We start from the raw sequence: 17,095 nt of genomic DNA on the forward strand, positions 1-17,095 counted from the left end.
ACCTTATTCCTCCAACTGATGAAGACTTCTGCTTCTAATTTCTTGCAGAAGCTTTTCTTTAAATTCGCTAACGTCAATACTGCCAAGGTCTTTTCCTCGACGAGTACGAACCGCCACTTTGCCTGATTCAACTTCTTTATCACCACAGACAAGCATGTACGGAACACGACGTAGAGTATGTTCACGAATTTTAAAGCCAATCTTCTCATTTCTCAAGTCTGCTTTTGCACGAATTCCGGCATCTTGCAATTCTTTGACGAGTTTTTGTACATAATCAGCCTGTCCATCCGTGATATTCATCACGACAACCTGCTGTGGTGCCAACCAAGTTGGGAAGAATCCTGCGTACTCTTCTGTCAGAATACCAATAAAACGTTCTAAGGATCCTAGCACTGCTCGGTGAAGCATAACAGGTACTTTACGCTCGTTGTTTTCAGCTACATAAGACGCACCTAAACGACCTGGTAGTGAGAAGTCTAATTGTACTGTACCACACTGCCATGCACGATCTAAACAATCGTAAAGTGTAAATTCAATTTTAGGGCCGTAAAATGCCCCTTCACCCGGCTGATATTCAAATTCAATATTATTATCAGACAAGGCTTTTGCTAAGTCTGCTTCTGCAACATCCCATAATGCATCTTCACCGATACGTTTTTCTGGGCGAGTAGACAGCTTAACAACGATTTTTTCAAATCCGAAAGTAGAATATACATCATAAATCAATTTGATGCAGTCATTTACTTCACTTAAAATTTGTTCTTCAGTACAGAAGATATGTGCATCATCTTGTGTAAAGCCACGAACACGCATTAAACCATGTAATGCGCCTGACGGTTCATTACGGTGGCAACTACCGAATTCAGCCATACGTAGTGGCAAATCACGGTAAGAACGTAAACCTTGTTTAAAAATTTGTACGTGACCAGGGCAATTCATTGGTTTAATACAATATTCACGGTTTTCCGAAGAAGTAGTGAACATATTTTCTTTGTAGTTTTCCCAGTGACCTGTTTTTTCCCAAAGAACACGATCCATCATAAATGGACCTTTTACTTCTTGGTAATCATATTCTTTTAATTTACAACGTACAAATGTTTCTAACTCACGGAAAATTGTCCAACCATCATTATGCCAGAAAGCCATACCTGGTGCTTCTTCTTGCATATGATATAAATCAAGCTGTTTACCAATTTTACGGTGGTCACGTTTTGCGGCTTCTTCTAAGCGGTCTAAGTAGGCTTTTAGCTGTTTTTTATCAGCCCAAGCTGTGCCATAAATGCGTTGTAGCATTTTATTATCGCTGTTACCGCGCCAATATGCACCTGCGATTTTCTGTAACTTAAAGTTATGACAGAAACGCATGTTTGGAACATGAGGTCCACGGCACATATCAACATATTCTTGGTGATGATAAAGACCTGGTTGAGAATCTTGGCTAATATTTTCGTCAAGAATAGCAACTTTATAATCTTCACCACGGGAAACAAATGTTTCACGAGCTTCAGCCCAGCTTACGCGTTTTTTAATAACATCGTAATCTGTTTTCGCCAACTCTAGCATGCGTTTTTCTAGAGTTTCTAAATCTTCCTGCGTGAGAGAATGGTCTAAATCTACATCGTAGTAGAATCCATTTTCGATAACAGGACCAATCGCCATTTTGGTGTGTGGCCATAATTGTTTAATTGCATGTCCCAGTAAGTGGGCACAAGAGTGACGAATAATCTCAAGACCTTCATCATCTTTTGCGGTGATAATCGCCAGATTCGCATCATGTTCGATTAATTCACAAGCATCCACCAGCTCACCATTAACACGGCCTGCAATACATGCTTTCGCAAGTCCAGGACCGATATCTGCAGCGACATCCATGACAGAAACTGCATTTTCAAATTGACGTTGGCTTCCGTCAGGAAGAGTAATAATTGGCATTTAAAATCCTTATTTACAGTGGTGACCCATACGCAAGATCACTTGTAAGCTTTTTATTTCATCTATATTCAGTACGTTACGACAATTTCTCACTTTACCTCGCGAGGTTTGCACACAGTTATGTACACATATTTATTTTATAAATATCCATAGCATCACTGAGCCTTATCATAACTCAGGAGGGATATTATCACAGACAGTAAAGATTTATACATTTATCTGCCTATATTTCCTCAAGAAAATACGAAATAGAAACCACAAGAAAATCTCACTCATCACATTGTGTTAATTGACTCAATATTCTTTTCTCTATCTCTTTTTTATCATCTCTATTTTTTATTGTATGGTTATATTCAAGATGTCGGAGTAAATAGCTAAAACAGGTTTTTTCCTTGCCATGATCATCCGCCAAGTAATTATATCCATTGCATTTATAATTACTTGTATTTACTAGATTATTATCCAATAGTGCTATAATTAAGTTCTTACTTCCATTACTAAAAATAAAGGTATTTATATCAAAAGGCATAATCCCTTCATCACAACCAGATGCGGACAATGCAGATGTATCCATAAGAATTTGAGTAAAGAGTTCAGGATTTTTCTTTCCTTCATCAACAATATATTTAATGTCATCTTCAATGATTGCAAAACCTAATTTAATAAAAGGATCATTTTTATCGAGATGTTTTTTAAGGTATTGAGCATATTTTAATCGGTGATTTCTGAGTGCGTATATAAACTCTTTTCGATCAAAAATAATATAGTTTTTAAATTCAGGACGCTGTAGAAGAATATAGTCAATCTTTTTCACATAATCATCAAAGGAGCCTGTATACATTAATCCTTCTTGAAAAGTTTGTATTATGGTATTGCCAAGTTCCTTTTTCTCTTTTTCTGGAAGAGTGCTATAAAATTCTTTATCGATAAATAAATCGACCACATTCTCATTCCATTCTGCTATTGAGAATTCATTGTCAAACAATGGGTAGTCAGTCAGTTTATAAAATAGAGCGAGTGATGCTGTCTTCTTATTTTGTTTTACACATTCAGTTAAAAACCAGAGTGATTTTTTATCAAATGTTTTTACCAAAGCTGTGTTATAAAAAAAATCGACTTCAATGCTATAAGGATCAGGGCAACTCCCTTTCCAAATTTTATCTAATGTTTCTAAGTCACCTTTTTGTAAAAGCTGAATAACTCTCACTTTTTTATCTCGCATCATTTTTTGTGGGAAATAACTTGCATTATAAGCTAAAAATGACAATGTGAAGGCTATCCAATAGCCCACTATTTTAGGGTTTCTTTTTCTGACAATATGAAGATAAATAAATGGGAGACAGAAAAATAATAGACCTAAAAAAATAAATTTAGGATCATTGCTCTTAATAAGAGCAAGCTCTCCCTTTGAAACTAAAGTGGCATTAAAATAGAAAAATATATTAATTAATATTAAAATCAAAGAGAACAAGATGGATTTTTTTAGTGGAGGCTGGATATATTTAAATGCTGATATCACAACAAAAAAATAATAAACGGGCGCTAAATACAAAATGGCCATTGCAATAAAAACGATAGTCATTATGAAAACAGCAATCTCACCACTCATAAGCATCCTTATTTTGTATTATGTAAATACACTTGTTTAATATATTTACTATTCTCCTATCATTTGCATAATCATATTATAGTGTGAGTTTTTCGTTATTCTGTGTTCCTCTTCTTATTTTCTATTATAAATAATACTTATTATTTAAATCATAAATACAGATGCATAAATCATCAAAAAACACTTATCTCTTTGCAATTTATAACTCGTTTCATTACCATCAGTACCCATCAAGCGGAAACCGTGGCTTTAAAAATAACATTCTCTGGGGCGGGCCAGAACTTTCATCGTTAATATAAAGGTATATAACGTGTTTTATCTAAAGCCTCGTCCTCGTAAATTAGTCTATGCCATTACTTTTGAAACTCTCGCGATTTTATTAAGCACTGTTTTACTGGCAATATTGAGCCAGAGCCAATCACATAATTCACTTCCTGTTGCAATCGCTGTTTCTGTTATTGCTCTAATTTGGAATTATATTTTTAATTCTTTCTTTGAATTAATTGAGTCGAAATTAAGGATCAAAAAACGTACAGTCATAGTACGACTTACCCATGCAATAAGTTTTGAATTAGGTTTATTTTTCTTTACTATTCCGCTTTATATGTGGTGGTATAACGTTGGTTTTATAAAAGCTATAAGCATGGAAATCACCATTTTGATGTTCTTTTTTATCTATACCTATTTGTTTACGCTAATTTTCGATAAATTATGCCCTCGAATTTACTCAGCGAAAAATAAAGCAGCGCAATAATTAGGCTTTCCTATATTCTGTAGGACTTTTATTAAAGTATTGGCGAAATACTTGGCTAAATGCAGAATGAGAATCATACCCTACCGCTAAAGCAATATTCTCAATATTTGTGGATGTATATTTCAATAACTCAGCGGCTTTATTAAGTCGCTGTTTAGTCACATATTGCATAACAGACATACCTAGCTCGGATTTCATTTTTCGTTGTAGCGTGCTTGCTGAAGTATTAAATGCTAATGCAATATCGTGTGTTGTGAGTGGCGTATGTAACTTATTTGCTAACCACGCATCAAGATTATCACGCCAATCTTTTTGTATTTCCATTTGAGCAAGTAAAAGCCGTGTTATGGTTGAATATTGCTCGGGAGGTTGGGGATATTGATGCAACCATTCTAATAACCCTATAGCGGCAGGTGACAAAGCAAATTGCCCCCCCTTTTCACTTAATTGCCATTGTGAGGTTACGGGCAATTCTAAGATAAGATTTTTATTATCTTTATTGCCAGAAAAAGCGTGATTAATAGTCGGAGGGATAATTAAGCAATTTTGATTAGAAATAAGAAAATCTTCTCGATTAAAGTTAACCTCCATCGAGCCAGACAATCCAAAAATAATCTGCCATAAATTATCATGCTGATGAGATACCGTCTCTTGTGTATAACATCGTAAATGTAATTGAGGTAATAACAAAAGACACTCCTCCTATTCAATGCGCTGGTTGATAAACACTATATCAAAACTCAACAGAACATCACTATCGAAGAGTATCTTGTTAGGAAATTATTATGTTAAACAAACTTAAGCCAAACGCGAGCCATTTGGTAAAGGCGAATTAAATTCAGCTAATACAATCGCACCTGTTTCATCTGGTGCTCCGGTAATTAGTACTTCGGATTTAATGCCAGCTATACGCTTAACAGGGAAATTACAAACACATAAAATACGGCGTCCAACAAGTTCTTCAGGAGTGTAATTTACCGTAATTTGGGCACTAGACCGTTTGATACCTAATTCACCTAAATCTACCTCCATAACATAAGCAGGTTTATTGGCTTTTTTATTTATTTCTGCACTAATAATCGTTCCTACACGCATTTCTACACGAAGAAAATCATCCCATTCAATTACATTTGTCATTTTTTACCAATCTATTTTATTTACAGTGATATCTTAATTACTGAGTTATAGATTAGCATGCATCATGCAACCTCACCTGTAGCAAGACAATCATTCTCTGTTGAGAGAGAGTCATCCTATTCTCTTTTTTCGCTATTTTAATTATTAATAATTTTCCGTATTTTTAACCATTATTTAAATAATCGTACCATTTCATAAATTTGTTATGTATAAAAAGTATTCTTAAATGACGATCCTTTTCACCACTAACGTAGGGAAAATATGAAATGAAAAAAATAACAGATTGGGTAACTCTTGAAGGAAAACTCGTACGCTTAGTGCCACTTAGTATGGATCACTATTCAGACTTATATGAGTTAATTAAAAAAGATAAACCCAATGAGCTTTGGTTTACAACTGTTCCTTCAGTGACAGAATTGAAACGTGATATTGAACATAAGCTTCAATTGCAGCAAAAAGGATTAATGTTGCCCTTCACCATTTATTCTCAAGCCAATAATCATGTTGTAGGCATAACAACCTTTATGAATATTGATAACCAAACACCAAGGTTAGAAATAGGCTCAACGTGGTATGCAAAAGAAGTACAAAGAACAGGAATTAACACTGAAGCTAAATACCTATTACTTAAATATGCGCTAGAAGAGTTACAGTGTATTGCTGTTGAATTTCGTACTCACATATTAAACCAAACAAGTCGTAGAGCGATTGAGCGCCTAGGTGCAAAGCTCGATGGCATTTTACGTAACCATAGACTAACAACAGGCGGTCAAAAAAGGGATACATGTGTTTATAGTATTACTGATTATGACTGGCTCTCAGTAAAAATGCATTTAGAGTGGTTAATGAAGAAATACCAATAAACAGTAAGATTATTATGCTTAAAAATAACTTTTTTGCTGTTTAATTTGTTATCATAAATACTCCTTAATTACCTGTTATTATAGGAGCTTTTATATTCCATGCACTCTGCTTACCAGTTTTTTCAGGCTATTGGCCTTGGTCTTATTTTACTTTTACCTTTAACTAATCCATTAACGACTGTTGCTCTCTGGCTTGGTCTTTCAGGAAATATGACCAAAGAACAGCGTAATCAACAATCTTTAATGGCATGTGTCTATATTTTCCTCATTATGACCATCGCGTTTTATGCAGGTCGCGTCATAATGACAACCTTTGGTATTTCGATACCCGGTCTTCGTATTGCTGGTGGGATGATAGTAGCTTTTATTGGCTTTAGTATGCTGTTTCCTAATACACCTAATGTTGATGATCCTATTGCTGACGATAATAATCCTCACCACAATCCCAAAGAACCCAATATTGCCTTTGTTCCTTTAGCAATGCCAAGTACCGCAGGACCAGGAACCATTGCAATGATAATCAGTACCGCTGCATCAATACCTTCGCGTACTGATATTGCTCAATGGGTATTATATGTTGCCCCTGTAACGACCTTCTTTTTAATTAGCGTGATTGTTTGGCTGTCACTTCGTGGCTCCACCCGCATTATGAAATATTTAGGTCACAGTGGTATTGATGCTATTTCTCGTGTAATGGGATTTTTATTAATCTGTATGGGTGTTCAATTTATGATTAACGGCGTTCTTGAAATTATTGCAGATTTGCCTGCTTTATTAAAACAGGCCCAAGCCGTAGCTAATTTGCCAGATTAATTATCCCCTGCATGGTAAGCAGCTCTTACTTTAGCTAAATAACGTGGTGCTTGAGTTGCCGGATGGTTTTTTTCAACGTAACGATAAAAATCGTCCGCACTCATTGAATTAATTTTAGCTATCGCATTATCTCTATCTTTATCAAATGTTCTTAATAAAGCGCCTGCGCCATTAACATAAGCAAGAATGGTGGCGTAATAAAGTGTTTCAGGATCAGCAATACCAACAAGGTGGCGCTCTCTTAATAATTGAATATAAGCAGTACCTAAATCAATATTAATAGCGGGATCTTTCAATTGAGCTGTTGTTGGTTGCCCCGCTTTTCCTCTATTTTGATAAACATCTCTTCCTGCTGTCGATGCTTTAATTTGCATTAATCCAACTGCATTTGATTTACTAATCACCTCTGGTCTAAAGTTAGATTCAACTTGGATGATCGCTTTAATTAATGTCTCATCAACATTATAACGGCTAGAGGCTTGCTGTATGTGGTTATCAAAAGGGGTTGCTTTCCATTGTGCCGTAGATATTGAAGCATTATTAATACGACTATTTATCGGTTTTTGGCTTAAAAATCGAGATGTATCTTTTTGAATTGGTTGACGAGCATGATCAGCACAACCAGCAAGAAGCAAAATTGCCAAAGAAAAGATGATTTTTACTTTCACGTTTTATCCTTTTGCATAAAGGGTTGTACAAGACATATTTGTATATCAACAAGTTGGAAATATATTATTCTATTTTCACACAAAAATGCATGTTAAAATATGGCAAAGCGCGAGAAATAAATCAATCTATTACTACTTCTAGTGTGTGCGTTTTATCTCAAATTTATCCTATTCCCTGTTTTCCTCCCAAAATCTCTCAATCAGAATTGAAGCAGCCATAATAGGTTTATATTGAGCTATTGCATATTCTAAAATAAATCATATGAATTAATTACGTTAAAAGGAGTTTTTATGGGAACTATAAAAACTGTAGAAGTATAACAAGTGTTGGTTTTTGAGGAAAAGTGAGCTTTATAAGTAATAAAAATAAGCTCTTGCACAAATAGTTACGAACGATTGTTAATTTTTGTGACAAAACCCGACAATCTACTTAACATTTGTTGGAATACATGTTGTTATCTTATTTCTAGTCGTTATCAAATGAAGCTTTTTACACAGAGATAACTTGACTTCTTTGAAATGATATTGATAATCATTATCAATTGAGAAAATAACTCTGCAACTATAAGGCAATAATAATATGGATATATTTCGCTCTGTAAACAAATTTTCACTAACGGCTTTATGCCTTATGGCAACTGTCTTTTTAACCACGCCTACACAAGCAAAAGATAAACTTAAAGTCGTCACTACCTTTACTATTATTCAAGATATCGCACAAAATGTCGCTGGAGATGCGGCGATTGTTGAATCAATTACAAAACCTGGTGCTGAAATTCATGATTATCAGCCTACCCCAAAAGATATTGTAAAAGCCCAAAAAGCTGATTTGATCTTATGGAATGGTTTAAATCTTGAACGCTGGTTCGAACGTTTTTTTAATGAGTTACGTAATGTTCCTGCGGTTGTAGTAACTGAAGGCATCACTCCAATGGCAATTAGTGAAGGCGCTTACAAAAACAATCCGAATCCACACGCATGGATGTCACCAAATAACGCATTAATTTATATTGAAAATATTCGTAAAGCACTTGTTGAACACGATCCTGATAATGCAGCAATTTATAATCAAAATGCAGCAAATTACGCAGAAAAAATTAAACAACTTGATACACCATTAAGAGAAAGATTATCTCGTATACCACAAGAAGATCGTTGGTTAGTGACCAGCGAAGGCGCTTTCAGTTATTTAACACATGATTATGGCTTTAAAGAAGTTTATTTATGGCCAATTAATGCAGAAGAACAAGGCACTCCGCAACAAGTTAAATATGTCATTGATACAGTAAGAAAACACAATATCCCTGTAGTCTTTAGTGAAAGTACAATTTCAGATAAACCGGCTAAACAAGTCAGCAAAGAAACTGGGGCAAAATATGGCGGTGTTCTTTACGTTGACTCACTTTCCGCTGAAGGCGGTGAGGTTCCTACTTATATTGATTTAATTACTATCACTGTGGATACAATTGCGAAAGGATTTGGTCAATGAGTAAAATAAAAACGAATCCAACGTTGACAGTTGATAACGCCACTGTCACCTATAACAATGGTCATACCGCTATCTTTGATGCAAGTTTCTCTATCACGGGCGGCACAATTTGTGCCCTCGTCGGCATCAATGGTAGTGGTAAATCTACTCTGTTTAAAACCATTATGGGGCTAGTAAAGCCCTCTAAAGGTAAAGTGACATTAAACGACAATCCTATTCAACAAGCGTTAAAGCAAAACATGATTGCTTATGTACCACAAACAGAAGAAGTTGACTGGAATTTTCCTGTGCTTGTTTCTGATGTTGTAATGATGGGTCGTTATGGAAAAATGGGTTTTTTTCGTATTCCATCAAAACATGATCATGAAGTTGTTGAAGCATCGCTAGAGCGTGTAGGGTTATCTGGATTAGGTCATCGTCAAATTGGTGAGCTTTCTGGTGGTCAGAAAAAGCGCGTTTTCTTGGCACGAGCAATGGCTCAAGAAGGTACTGTTTTATTACTCGATGAACCCTTTACTGGTGTCGATGTTAAAACCGAAAATGCTATTATCGAACTTTTACGTAATTTACGCGAAGAAGGTCATCTCGTTTTAGTTTCAACACATAACTTAGGAAGTGTGCCTGAATTTTGTGACCACGTTATTTTAATAAATAGAACTGTATTAGATAGTGGGCCAACTGAAACAACCTTTACCCAAAAGAACTTAGAACACGCATTTGGCGGTGTATTGCGTCATATTAGCTTGTCGGGCTCTGATCTTCACGATGACGATGATCCACGCTCACTTACTGTAATTACTGATGATGAACGCGCGGCCGTTTTTTATGGTCATCAAAAAGAACATACTCCAGCGCACCAAAGTCAGCGCAAACAAGGAGATTAGCCATGCTAGATTTACTCCTACAACCTTTTGAATATAACTATATGGTGAAAGCTATTTGGGTTAGTGCCTTAGTAGGTGCTGTCTGTGCGTTTCTTTCATCCTATCTTATTTTAAAAGGTTGGTCATTAATGGGAGATGCCCTTTCCCACTCCGTTGTTCCTGGCGTTGCGGGGGCTTATATATTAGGTTTACCTTATGCGGTCGGTGCTTTTTTTACGGGTTTGCTCGCTGCATTATCAATGACATTTATTCGCCATATCACACGCCTTCGTGAAGATGCCGTTATTGGCTTTATTTTTTCCACTTTTTTTGCCTTTGGTCTGTTGCTGGTTTCGCTTAAACCGACAGCCGTCAACGTTCAGACCATCATCCTCGGAAATATTCTAGGTATTGCAGATGAAGATGTATGGCAAGTTGTTATTATTACAGGTGTCTCTTTTCTCGTCTTATTTTGTATCTGGAAAGACTTACTGGTAGTTTTTTTTGATGAAATCCATGCCAGATCTATTGGTCTATCACCTTTAAAATTAAAAATTATCTTTTTTACTTTATTAAGTGCTTGCACCGTTGCTGCACTTCAAACTGTTGGTGCCATTCTGGTTATTGCAATGGTTGTAACACCTGGCGCAACAGCTTATCTACTCACCGATCAATTTAAACGACTTGCTATTATTGCTATCTGCATTGGCACAATAACCAGTGCTGTAGGTGCCTATCTTAGCTATTTCTTTAATGGCGCAACGGGTGGCGTCATTGTCACAATGCAAACTGTACTTTTTTTATTAGCATTCTTATTTGCACCTAAACACGGCATGTTAGCTGCTCGTCGCCGTGCTCGCCAAAGCTCACAACAGTTAATCTCACAATCTCATCAGCCCCAAGAAGCGCCAAAACAAGAAGAGGTGAAACTATGAATGAGCTAATTGAATTTTTCATTGAACCATTTCAATATCCTTTTATGCAACGGGCTATCATTGCCGCTATCATTATCGGGATCGCCTGCGCTATTTTATCTTGTTATATGGTTTTAAAGGGCTGGTCCTTGATGGGAGATGCTATCTCTCACGCTGTGTTACCCGGCGTAGTGCTTGCTTATGTCACTGCCATTCCATTAACGGTCGGTGCCTTTCTTTCTGGCTTGTTTTGCTCGTTTGCCACAGGCTATTTAAAAGAGCACAGTCGTATTAAAGAAGATACCGTGATGGGAATTGTATTTTCAGGTATGTTTGCCGTAGGTTTGGTTATTTTTGCCAGTGTCGATACAGACCAACATTTAATGCATATTTTATTTGGTAATATTCTGGGTATAACGCCAGATGTATTAACTCAAATTAGTATTATTTGTTTAATTACCATCACAATCATGCTAGTTAAGCAAAAAGATTTTATGCTTTATTGTTTCGATCCTAATCAAGCAAGGATCGTCGGTTTACCTGTTACCTTATTGCACTATGGCTTACTGTCTATTTTGGCATTAACTATCGTTGCTTCAATGCAGGCCGTTGGGATTATTTTAGTTGTCGCTATGCTTATTTCTCCGGGGATCACTGCGTATTTATTAACACGTAGTTTCTCTCGTATGATAATGCTAGCTATTATATTTTCTGTCGCATCCAGTGTGATTGGTACATTTATTAGTTTCCATATTGATGGAGCAACAGGCCCATGTATTGTGCTAACTCAAGCTATATTCTTTATTATTGCGTTATTCTGTAATCAGATTAAATTAGCAAAAATAAAGCGACAAACAAAACCCGCGAACGCCTGATAATCTCCTTTATCTTCGCAAAAACGGGATAATCATCCCGTTTTTTAGCTTTATACTTTATTGATTTAATTAAAGTGTTATTGTCATAAGATAAACATCGCTCGTTATTATTTTATTTGGGTCTACTGAGTAAACAACTTTGCGAGGTGTAAGTATGTGGCAGAATATAGGTCGTTTACTGGAATCAAACTTAGGATTTTCAGCAAAGATAAACGAAAAAACTCACCTTTCTAGTGGCGATATTCACCATACATGGAAAATTTATTATGGTGATACACCCGTCTTTGTAAAATCTAACTTACGTGAGTTTCTGCCTAATTTTAAAAATGAAGCAGAACAACTTGAAATGCTGGCAAAAAGCCAAACAATTCGTACTCCTCGCGTTCTTGGCATTGGTAATAGCAAAGATGCCAGCTTCTTACTCCTTGAATTCTTACCTGTTCAACCTTTTACACCACATAGTGCCTATTGCTTTGGTCAACAATTAGCAAGACTACACCAATGGGAAGATCAACCTAGTTATGGTTTTGATTTTGATACCCAAATCGACACAACTCCCCAACTAAATGGCTGGGAAAAACGCTGGAACCACTTTTATTCTGAAAAACGGATTGGTTTTCAACTGCAATTGGCATCAGAAAAAGGGATGGTCTTTGGTGATATCGATGAGATAACCCAAATTATTCATCATCGTCTAGCTGATCATAATCCACAACCGTCTTTGCTTCATGGCAACTTATGGCCTAAAAACTGCGCAGCAATTGGCCAATCTGAAGGGACAGTTTTTGATCCTGCCTGCTATTGGGGAGATAGAGAATGTGATATAGCGATGCTACCACTTTGTACTGCAGTACCCGCTAATATTTTCGATGGTTATCAGAGTGTTTGGCCGTTATCTGAAAAATTTTTATTACGTCAGCCCATTTATCAACTCTATTTTTTCCTCAACCGTTGTAATTTATTTGGTGGTGAAGAAGATTACTTAGAAGCGCGAAAAATTATTGATGATTTATTAGCTACTCCCTGACAAAAGATAAAAAAACAGTTTAAACCAGGTAATAAGCTAAAAATATAACCTCGCCAGCTCACATTGTGCGAGGTTTATTTTCCCTTCAGTTAGATAAATGAACTATCCTCGTTCATTATAAAGCACTATTACCACCCTAAAAATTTCAGTAAGAAATACCCAATTGCCATGACAATAATTGGTGATAGATAAAGCACCATAATTTGAGTGAAAATAGTATGTCGTGGTAATTTGATATTTTGTTGTAGCTCTTCTGCGGTAATGCCACTCTTCATCGCTCGTTCAATGATAAGCTGATCTTGTATATTTTCTTTTAAATACTTAACTTGGCGATAAATTCGTAATCCCGATGCACTAAACGCCAACCCAACAAACATAAGAAGAAAAATAACAAAGAAAGTGATGTTTTCCTGACTCAATCCCATTTGTGTATTAGGGATAGGTGAATTTCGCCAGAAGAAGCCTAAAAATGGTGTATTAAATTGTACCATTTCCGCTAACACACGAAAAAAATCATTGATCACGGCATTTACACCATCACCACTTGGGCGTTGGATTGCAGCCAATCCTATCAACGACACTGTTGTAGAAATAAAGGCAGGAATAAAAATAAGCCAACCAAGAACGCGCTTTGAAATGGCATATAATCCTGCATATTGATAACTCATCACATCCTCACTAGTAGAATTCGTCAATATTTATCTGTTTATCGTAGTCTAATTAACGGCTAATACGACAATATATTAATAGTAGCCATTCTCTCTATTTATTTTACTAAATAAATAAGAAACTGATTAAAAAGATTTTCTTTGTAACTCTTGCTACAATCGCCATTCGACAACATAGACCTTATTTATGGAGAGTAACATGTCTTTTAAATTCCCTATTGAAGCTGCTATTTTTGATATGGATGGTTTATTAATCGACTCTGAACCATTTTGGCAGCAAGCAGAACATGAGGTCTTTGCTGAATTAGGCGTCGATTTATCCCTTTCATCGGCAATGCCCGATATGGTTGGGTTAAGAATAAACGAAGTCATTGATTTATGGTATAAAGCCTCACCATGGCAAGGCGTTTCAAAACAAGAAGCAAAACAAAAAATGGTTTCTCGTGTTGTCAAACTGGTTGAAGAAACCAAGCCACTATTACCCGGTGTCGAACATGCTTTAGAACTTTGTAAATCATCAGGATTGAAAATTGCGTTAGCATCAGCCTCTCCTGATTTTATGCTTGAACGTGTGCTTGAGTTGTTTAATATTCGCCATTATTTCTCAGCTGTCGTGTCTGCTGATGAATTACCTCACAGCAAGCCACATCCAGAAGTTTATCTAAATGCAGCCAAAGCACTCAATCTTGACCCAATCCACTGTGTTTCATTAGAAGATTCTCGTAATGGTATGATTGCCTGTAAAGGTGCAAGAATGCGCTCTATCGTTGTACCAGCAGCAACACAATTTAATGATAAGCAATGGGGTTTAGCTGATGTGAAAATTGCCTCTCTTAATGAGTTAACACAACTACATTTATTAGGTTAGTTTCCATCAATAAAAGGGATATTTTGCTTTATTCGATATCCCTTTTATTCTGCTTCTAACACTTTATTCTTCAATACTACTTTTTTACTCTTGGCGTTTTCTTACTTATATGCCTTAATGCCACCAGCTCCCATTCCACCTTTTAGGTTTTTATCCTAAATTCGATCGTTTTTAAATCAATCAAATAAAATATTTCTGTTATTACTTAATATTTAAGGCAATTTTTATCTTTTTTGTCTGTTAGTTATCATCAAAACCTTTTATACTTTATCACTGTATAAATGAACAGCAAACAAACAGACTTGGAATGACCGCAGAAGGACATTTACTTTTTTCTGTTGCAACACTTGTGTTAGCACAGAAACTTGAAATAACGCCAGCTCTTGCTCATGGTGATTGGTTTCACATGATCCCTGCTGTCTTATTAGGCTCACTTTTACCAGACTTAGATCATCCAGGCTCTATCCTTGGGCGATTGTTCCGTGTTATTTCTCTTCCCTTATCAAAACTTTGCGGCCACCGAGGTTTCACTCATAGCCTACTCGCATTTTGTGGTTTAGCGATTTTATGGGAAACCCAAGTTTCACCACGCTGGGAAATTTCAGCCGATATCTTTCATGCTCTTTTACTTGGTTATCTTAGCCATCTCATTGCCGACATGTTAACCCCAGCAGGTGTTCCTTTCCTATGGCCTCTAAAAATGCGCTTTGCGCTACCTATTTTAGGTAAAAAAAATAATAAAAAAGGTGAACGTTTTATCTCCGTCCTTATTCTTGTAGGCGCACTTTTTTTGCCACCACACCTTACTGTTACATTGCCTTCGCAAGTCAATAACTGGTTACAGATGTACCACGACAAGCGCACTAATTTTTAACACCCCCTGACAAAACCCTACGTTTCTCTATTTATTTATAAATTCTTACATCTTTTTATGCCTATTTTCTTGTCTTTATAACTAAACGATTATATAAAAGAATAATTAATTATAAAAAGTTATTAACAATCCTGTTACCCTATAACGAGTTGATGCTGTTATATCCTTTCTTACTATCTAAGAACTCATATCGCATACAATCGTCGAAATTATATAAATAAAGATCTCGTTGGAGAGTTAAGATGAATTTTCCGTTAATCATTAACGTACTCGTCTTTGTTGTGTTATTACTCGTCTTGGCTAAATTAAGTCAACGTCAGTGGAGCCTTTCAAAGAAAGTTCTTGTTGGTTTAGTTTTTGGTGTTGCTTTTGGATTAGCACTACACGCATTCTATGACTCACACGATCCTATTATTAAAGAATCTATTCTTTGGTTTAATATCGTGGGTAATGGTTATGTTCAGCTATTACAAATGATCATTATGCCATTAGTATTTGCCTCTATTCTTAGTGCTGTTGCTCGTTTGCATCAAGCATCTTCACTAGGAAAAATCAGTGGGTTAACTATTGGTACTTTATTATTTACCACTGCCATTTCTGCATTAATTGGTATTGTGATCGCCAATTTATTTGGTTTAACCGCAGAAGGCTTAGTACAAGGCGAACAAGAAGCACAACGCTTAATTGCACTTGAACAAAATTACATGGGTAAAGTTTCTGACTTAACCATGCCTCAGCTTATTTTGTCGTTTATTCCTAAAAACCCATTTGCTGACTTAACAGGTGCAAGCTCAACATCGATTATTAGCGTTGTTATCTTTGCTACTTTCTTAGGTATGGCTGCGCTGAAATTACTCAAAGAAGACCAGCCTCGTGGCGAAAAAGTCTTAGTTGCGATTGATTGCTTACAATCATGGATCATGAAGCTAGTTCGTATTGTTATGATGTTAACTCCTTATGGTGTTATGGCGCTGATGACTAAAGTTGTAGCCAGCTCAAATATGCACGACATCATTCAATTAGGAAGCTTTGTTGTTGCCTCTTATGTTGCTATTGGCTTAATGTTTGTGGTTCATGGATTACTCGTTAGTTTTACAGGCTTAAATCCAGTTAAATTCTTCAAAAAAGCGGGCCCATTATTAGCATTTGCATTTACTAGCCGTTCAAGTGCAGCAAGTATCCCGTTAAATATTGAAACACAAATCAAACGTGTAGGTGTGCCAGAATCTATCGCGAGCTTCTCATCATCTTTTGGTACAACGATTGGCCAAAATGGTTGCGCAGGTATCTACCCTGCAATGCTCGCTGTTATGGTTGCACCAACCGTAGGTATTAACCCATTAGATCCAATGTGGATTGCCACTTTAGTTGCTATCGTAACCGTCAGCTCTGCAGGTGTTGCGGGCGTTGGTGGTGGTGCCACATTTGCAGCTCTTATCGTTCTGCCTGCAATGGGTTTACCTGTAACATTAGTTGCCCTATTAATCTCTGTAGAGCCATTAATTGATATGGGACGTACCGCATTAAACGTCAGTGGCTCAATGACAGCAGGTACAATCACCAGCCAAATTATGGGACAAACGGATAAAGCAGTCTTCAATCAAGATGAAGAAACAGAACTTACAGTAAAATAAACTTTATCTACCTCTATTGATCAAGCCAGTTCATTTGAACTGGCTTTTTTTTGTATCTATTTGTATCTATATTAAGTTACATATCTTCCATCTATATCATTCACCAA

17 protein-coding genes are annotated in these 17,095 nt (G+C 36.3%); 11 read left to right on the forward strand and 6 right to left on the reverse strand.

The window, feature by feature from the left end; all coding sequences use genetic code 11:
• Positions 1–3: 3 nt before the first annotated feature.
• Together thrS and GWI68_RS19695 are read right to left on the reverse strand one after the other, a co-directional pair.
• Positions 4–1,932, reverse strand: coding sequence for a threonine--tRNA ligase (thrS, locus tag GWI68_RS19690; protein WP_166541381.1), 1,929 nt, complete (start codon positions 1,930–1,932; stop codon positions 4–6).
• Positions 1,933–2,200: 268 nt separating this feature from the next.
• On the reverse strand, positions 2,201–3,541 hold the full coding sequence (locus GWI68_RS19695; RefSeq protein WP_166541382.1) for a hypothetical protein: 1,341 nt from the start codon (positions 3,539–3,541) through the stop codon (positions 2,201–2,203).
• 310 nt (positions 3,542–3,851) lie between these two features.
• On the opposite strand from GWI68_RS19695, the gene GWI68_RS19700 reads away from it, so the two are divergent.
• Complete coding sequence (locus tag GWI68_RS19700) at positions 3,852–4,295, forward strand: PACE efflux transporter (protein ID WP_166541383.1); 444 nt, start codon at positions 3,852–3,854, stop codon at positions 4,293–4,295.
• Here the strand turns inward: GWI68_RS19700 and GWI68_RS19705 are convergent, their stop codons facing one another.
• Positions 4,296–4,985, reverse strand: coding sequence for an AraC family transcriptional regulator (locus tag GWI68_RS19705; RefSeq protein WP_166541384.1), 690 nt, complete (start codon positions 4,983–4,985; stop codon positions 4,296–4,298).
• Positions 4,986–5,093: 108 nt separating this feature from the next.
• Complete coding sequence (locus GWI68_RS19710) at positions 5,094–5,432, reverse strand: tRNA-binding protein (RefSeq protein WP_166541385.1); 339 nt, start codon at positions 5,430–5,432, stop codon at positions 5,094–5,096.
• A 266-nt stretch (positions 5,433–5,698) separates the two neighbouring features.
• Here GWI68_RS19710 and GWI68_RS19715 point away from each other — a divergent pair, with 266 nt between their 5' ends.
• Both GWI68_RS19715 and GWI68_RS19720 read left to right on the forward strand, forming a co-directional pair.
• A complete protein-coding gene (locus tag GWI68_RS19715; protein ID WP_166541386.1) occupies positions 5,699–6,295 on the forward strand; it encodes a GNAT family protein in 597 nt (198 codons plus the stop codon).
• 99 nt (positions 6,296–6,394) lie between these two features.
• Positions 6,395–7,108: a MarC family NAAT transporter gene (locus GWI68_RS19720; protein WP_166541387.1), complete on the forward strand. Its 714-nt coding sequence runs from the start codon at positions 6,395–6,397 to the stop codon at positions 7,106–7,108.
• On the opposite strand, the gene GWI68_RS19725 is transcribed toward GWI68_RS19720, so the two are convergent.
• Positions 7,105–7,776, reverse strand: a complete 672-nt coding sequence (locus tag GWI68_RS19725) for a transglycosylase SLT domain-containing protein (protein ID WP_166541388.1) — start codon at positions 7,774–7,776, stop codon at positions 7,105–7,107. The genes GWI68_RS19720 and GWI68_RS19725 overlap by 4 nt on opposite strands.
• 631 nt (positions 7,777–8,407) lie before the next feature.
• On the opposite strand from GWI68_RS19725, the gene GWI68_RS19730 reads away from it, so the two are divergent.
• The 5 genes from GWI68_RS19730 to GWI68_RS19750 all read left to right on the forward strand — a co-directional run bounded on the left by GWI68_RS19730 (position 8,408) and on the right by GWI68_RS19750 (position 12,944).
• Complete coding sequence (locus GWI68_RS19730) at positions 8,408–9,265, forward strand: metal ABC transporter substrate-binding protein (protein WP_227336951.1); 858 nt, start codon at positions 8,408–8,410, stop codon at positions 9,263–9,265.
• Entirely contained in the window at positions 9,262–10,149 is an 888-nt protein-coding gene (locus tag GWI68_RS19735; RefSeq protein ID WP_109408653.1) for a manganese/iron ABC transporter ATP-binding protein, read from the forward strand. The genes GWI68_RS19730 and GWI68_RS19735 overlap by 4 nt, the downstream gene beginning before the upstream one ends.
• 2 nt (positions 10,150–10,151) lie before the next feature.
• On the forward strand, positions 10,152–11,063 hold the full coding sequence (locus GWI68_RS19740; protein ID WP_166541390.1) for a metal ABC transporter permease: 912 nt from the start codon (positions 10,152–10,154) through the stop codon (positions 11,061–11,063).
• Complete coding sequence (locus GWI68_RS19745; protein WP_036937443.1) at positions 11,060–11,917, forward strand: metal ABC transporter permease; 858 nt, start codon at positions 11,060–11,062, stop codon at positions 11,915–11,917. Before GWI68_RS19740 ends, GWI68_RS19745 begins: the two co-directional genes overlap by 4 nt.
• A 154-nt stretch (positions 11,918–12,071) precedes the next feature.
• A complete protein-coding gene (locus tag GWI68_RS19750; RefSeq protein ID WP_166541391.1) occupies positions 12,072–12,944 on the forward strand; it encodes a fructosamine kinase family protein in 873 nt (290 codons plus the stop codon).
• Positions 12,945–13,072: 128 nt separating this feature from the next.
• On the opposite strand, the gene GWI68_RS19755 is transcribed toward GWI68_RS19750, so the two are convergent.
• On the reverse strand, positions 13,073–13,612 hold the full coding sequence (locus tag GWI68_RS19755; RefSeq protein ID WP_109408650.1) for a YniB family protein: 540 nt from the start codon (positions 13,610–13,612) through the stop codon (positions 13,073–13,075).
• Between the two features lie 199 nt (positions 13,613–13,811).
• Between GWI68_RS19755 and hxpB the strand changes: the two genes are divergently transcribed.
• The 3 genes from hxpB (at position 13,812) to GWI68_RS19770 (ending at position 16,988) form a co-directional block, all read left to right on the forward strand.
• On the forward strand, positions 13,812–14,480 hold the full coding sequence (gene hxpB, locus GWI68_RS19760; RefSeq protein WP_109408649.1) for a hexitol phosphatase HxpB: 669 nt from the start codon (positions 13,812–13,814) through the stop codon (positions 14,478–14,480).
• Between the two features lie 307 nt (positions 14,481–14,787).
• Positions 14,788–15,354 carry a metal-dependent hydrolase gene (locus GWI68_RS19765; RefSeq protein ID WP_109408648.1) on the forward strand — a complete coding sequence of 189 codons (567 nt, stop codon included), beginning with the start codon at positions 14,788–14,790 and terminating at the stop codon, positions 15,352–15,354.
• Positions 15,355–15,596: 242 nt separating this feature from the next.
• Positions 15,597–16,988: an L-cystine transporter gene (locus GWI68_RS19770; protein WP_072070396.1), complete on the forward strand. Its 1,392-nt coding sequence runs from the start codon at positions 15,597–15,599 to the stop codon at positions 16,986–16,988.
• Positions 16,989–17,095: the final 107 nt, after the last annotated feature.

This window comes from Proteus sp. G2669 (assembly GCF_009915245.1).
GTDB lineage: Bacteria > Pseudomonadota > Gammaproteobacteria > Enterobacterales > Enterobacteriaceae > Proteus.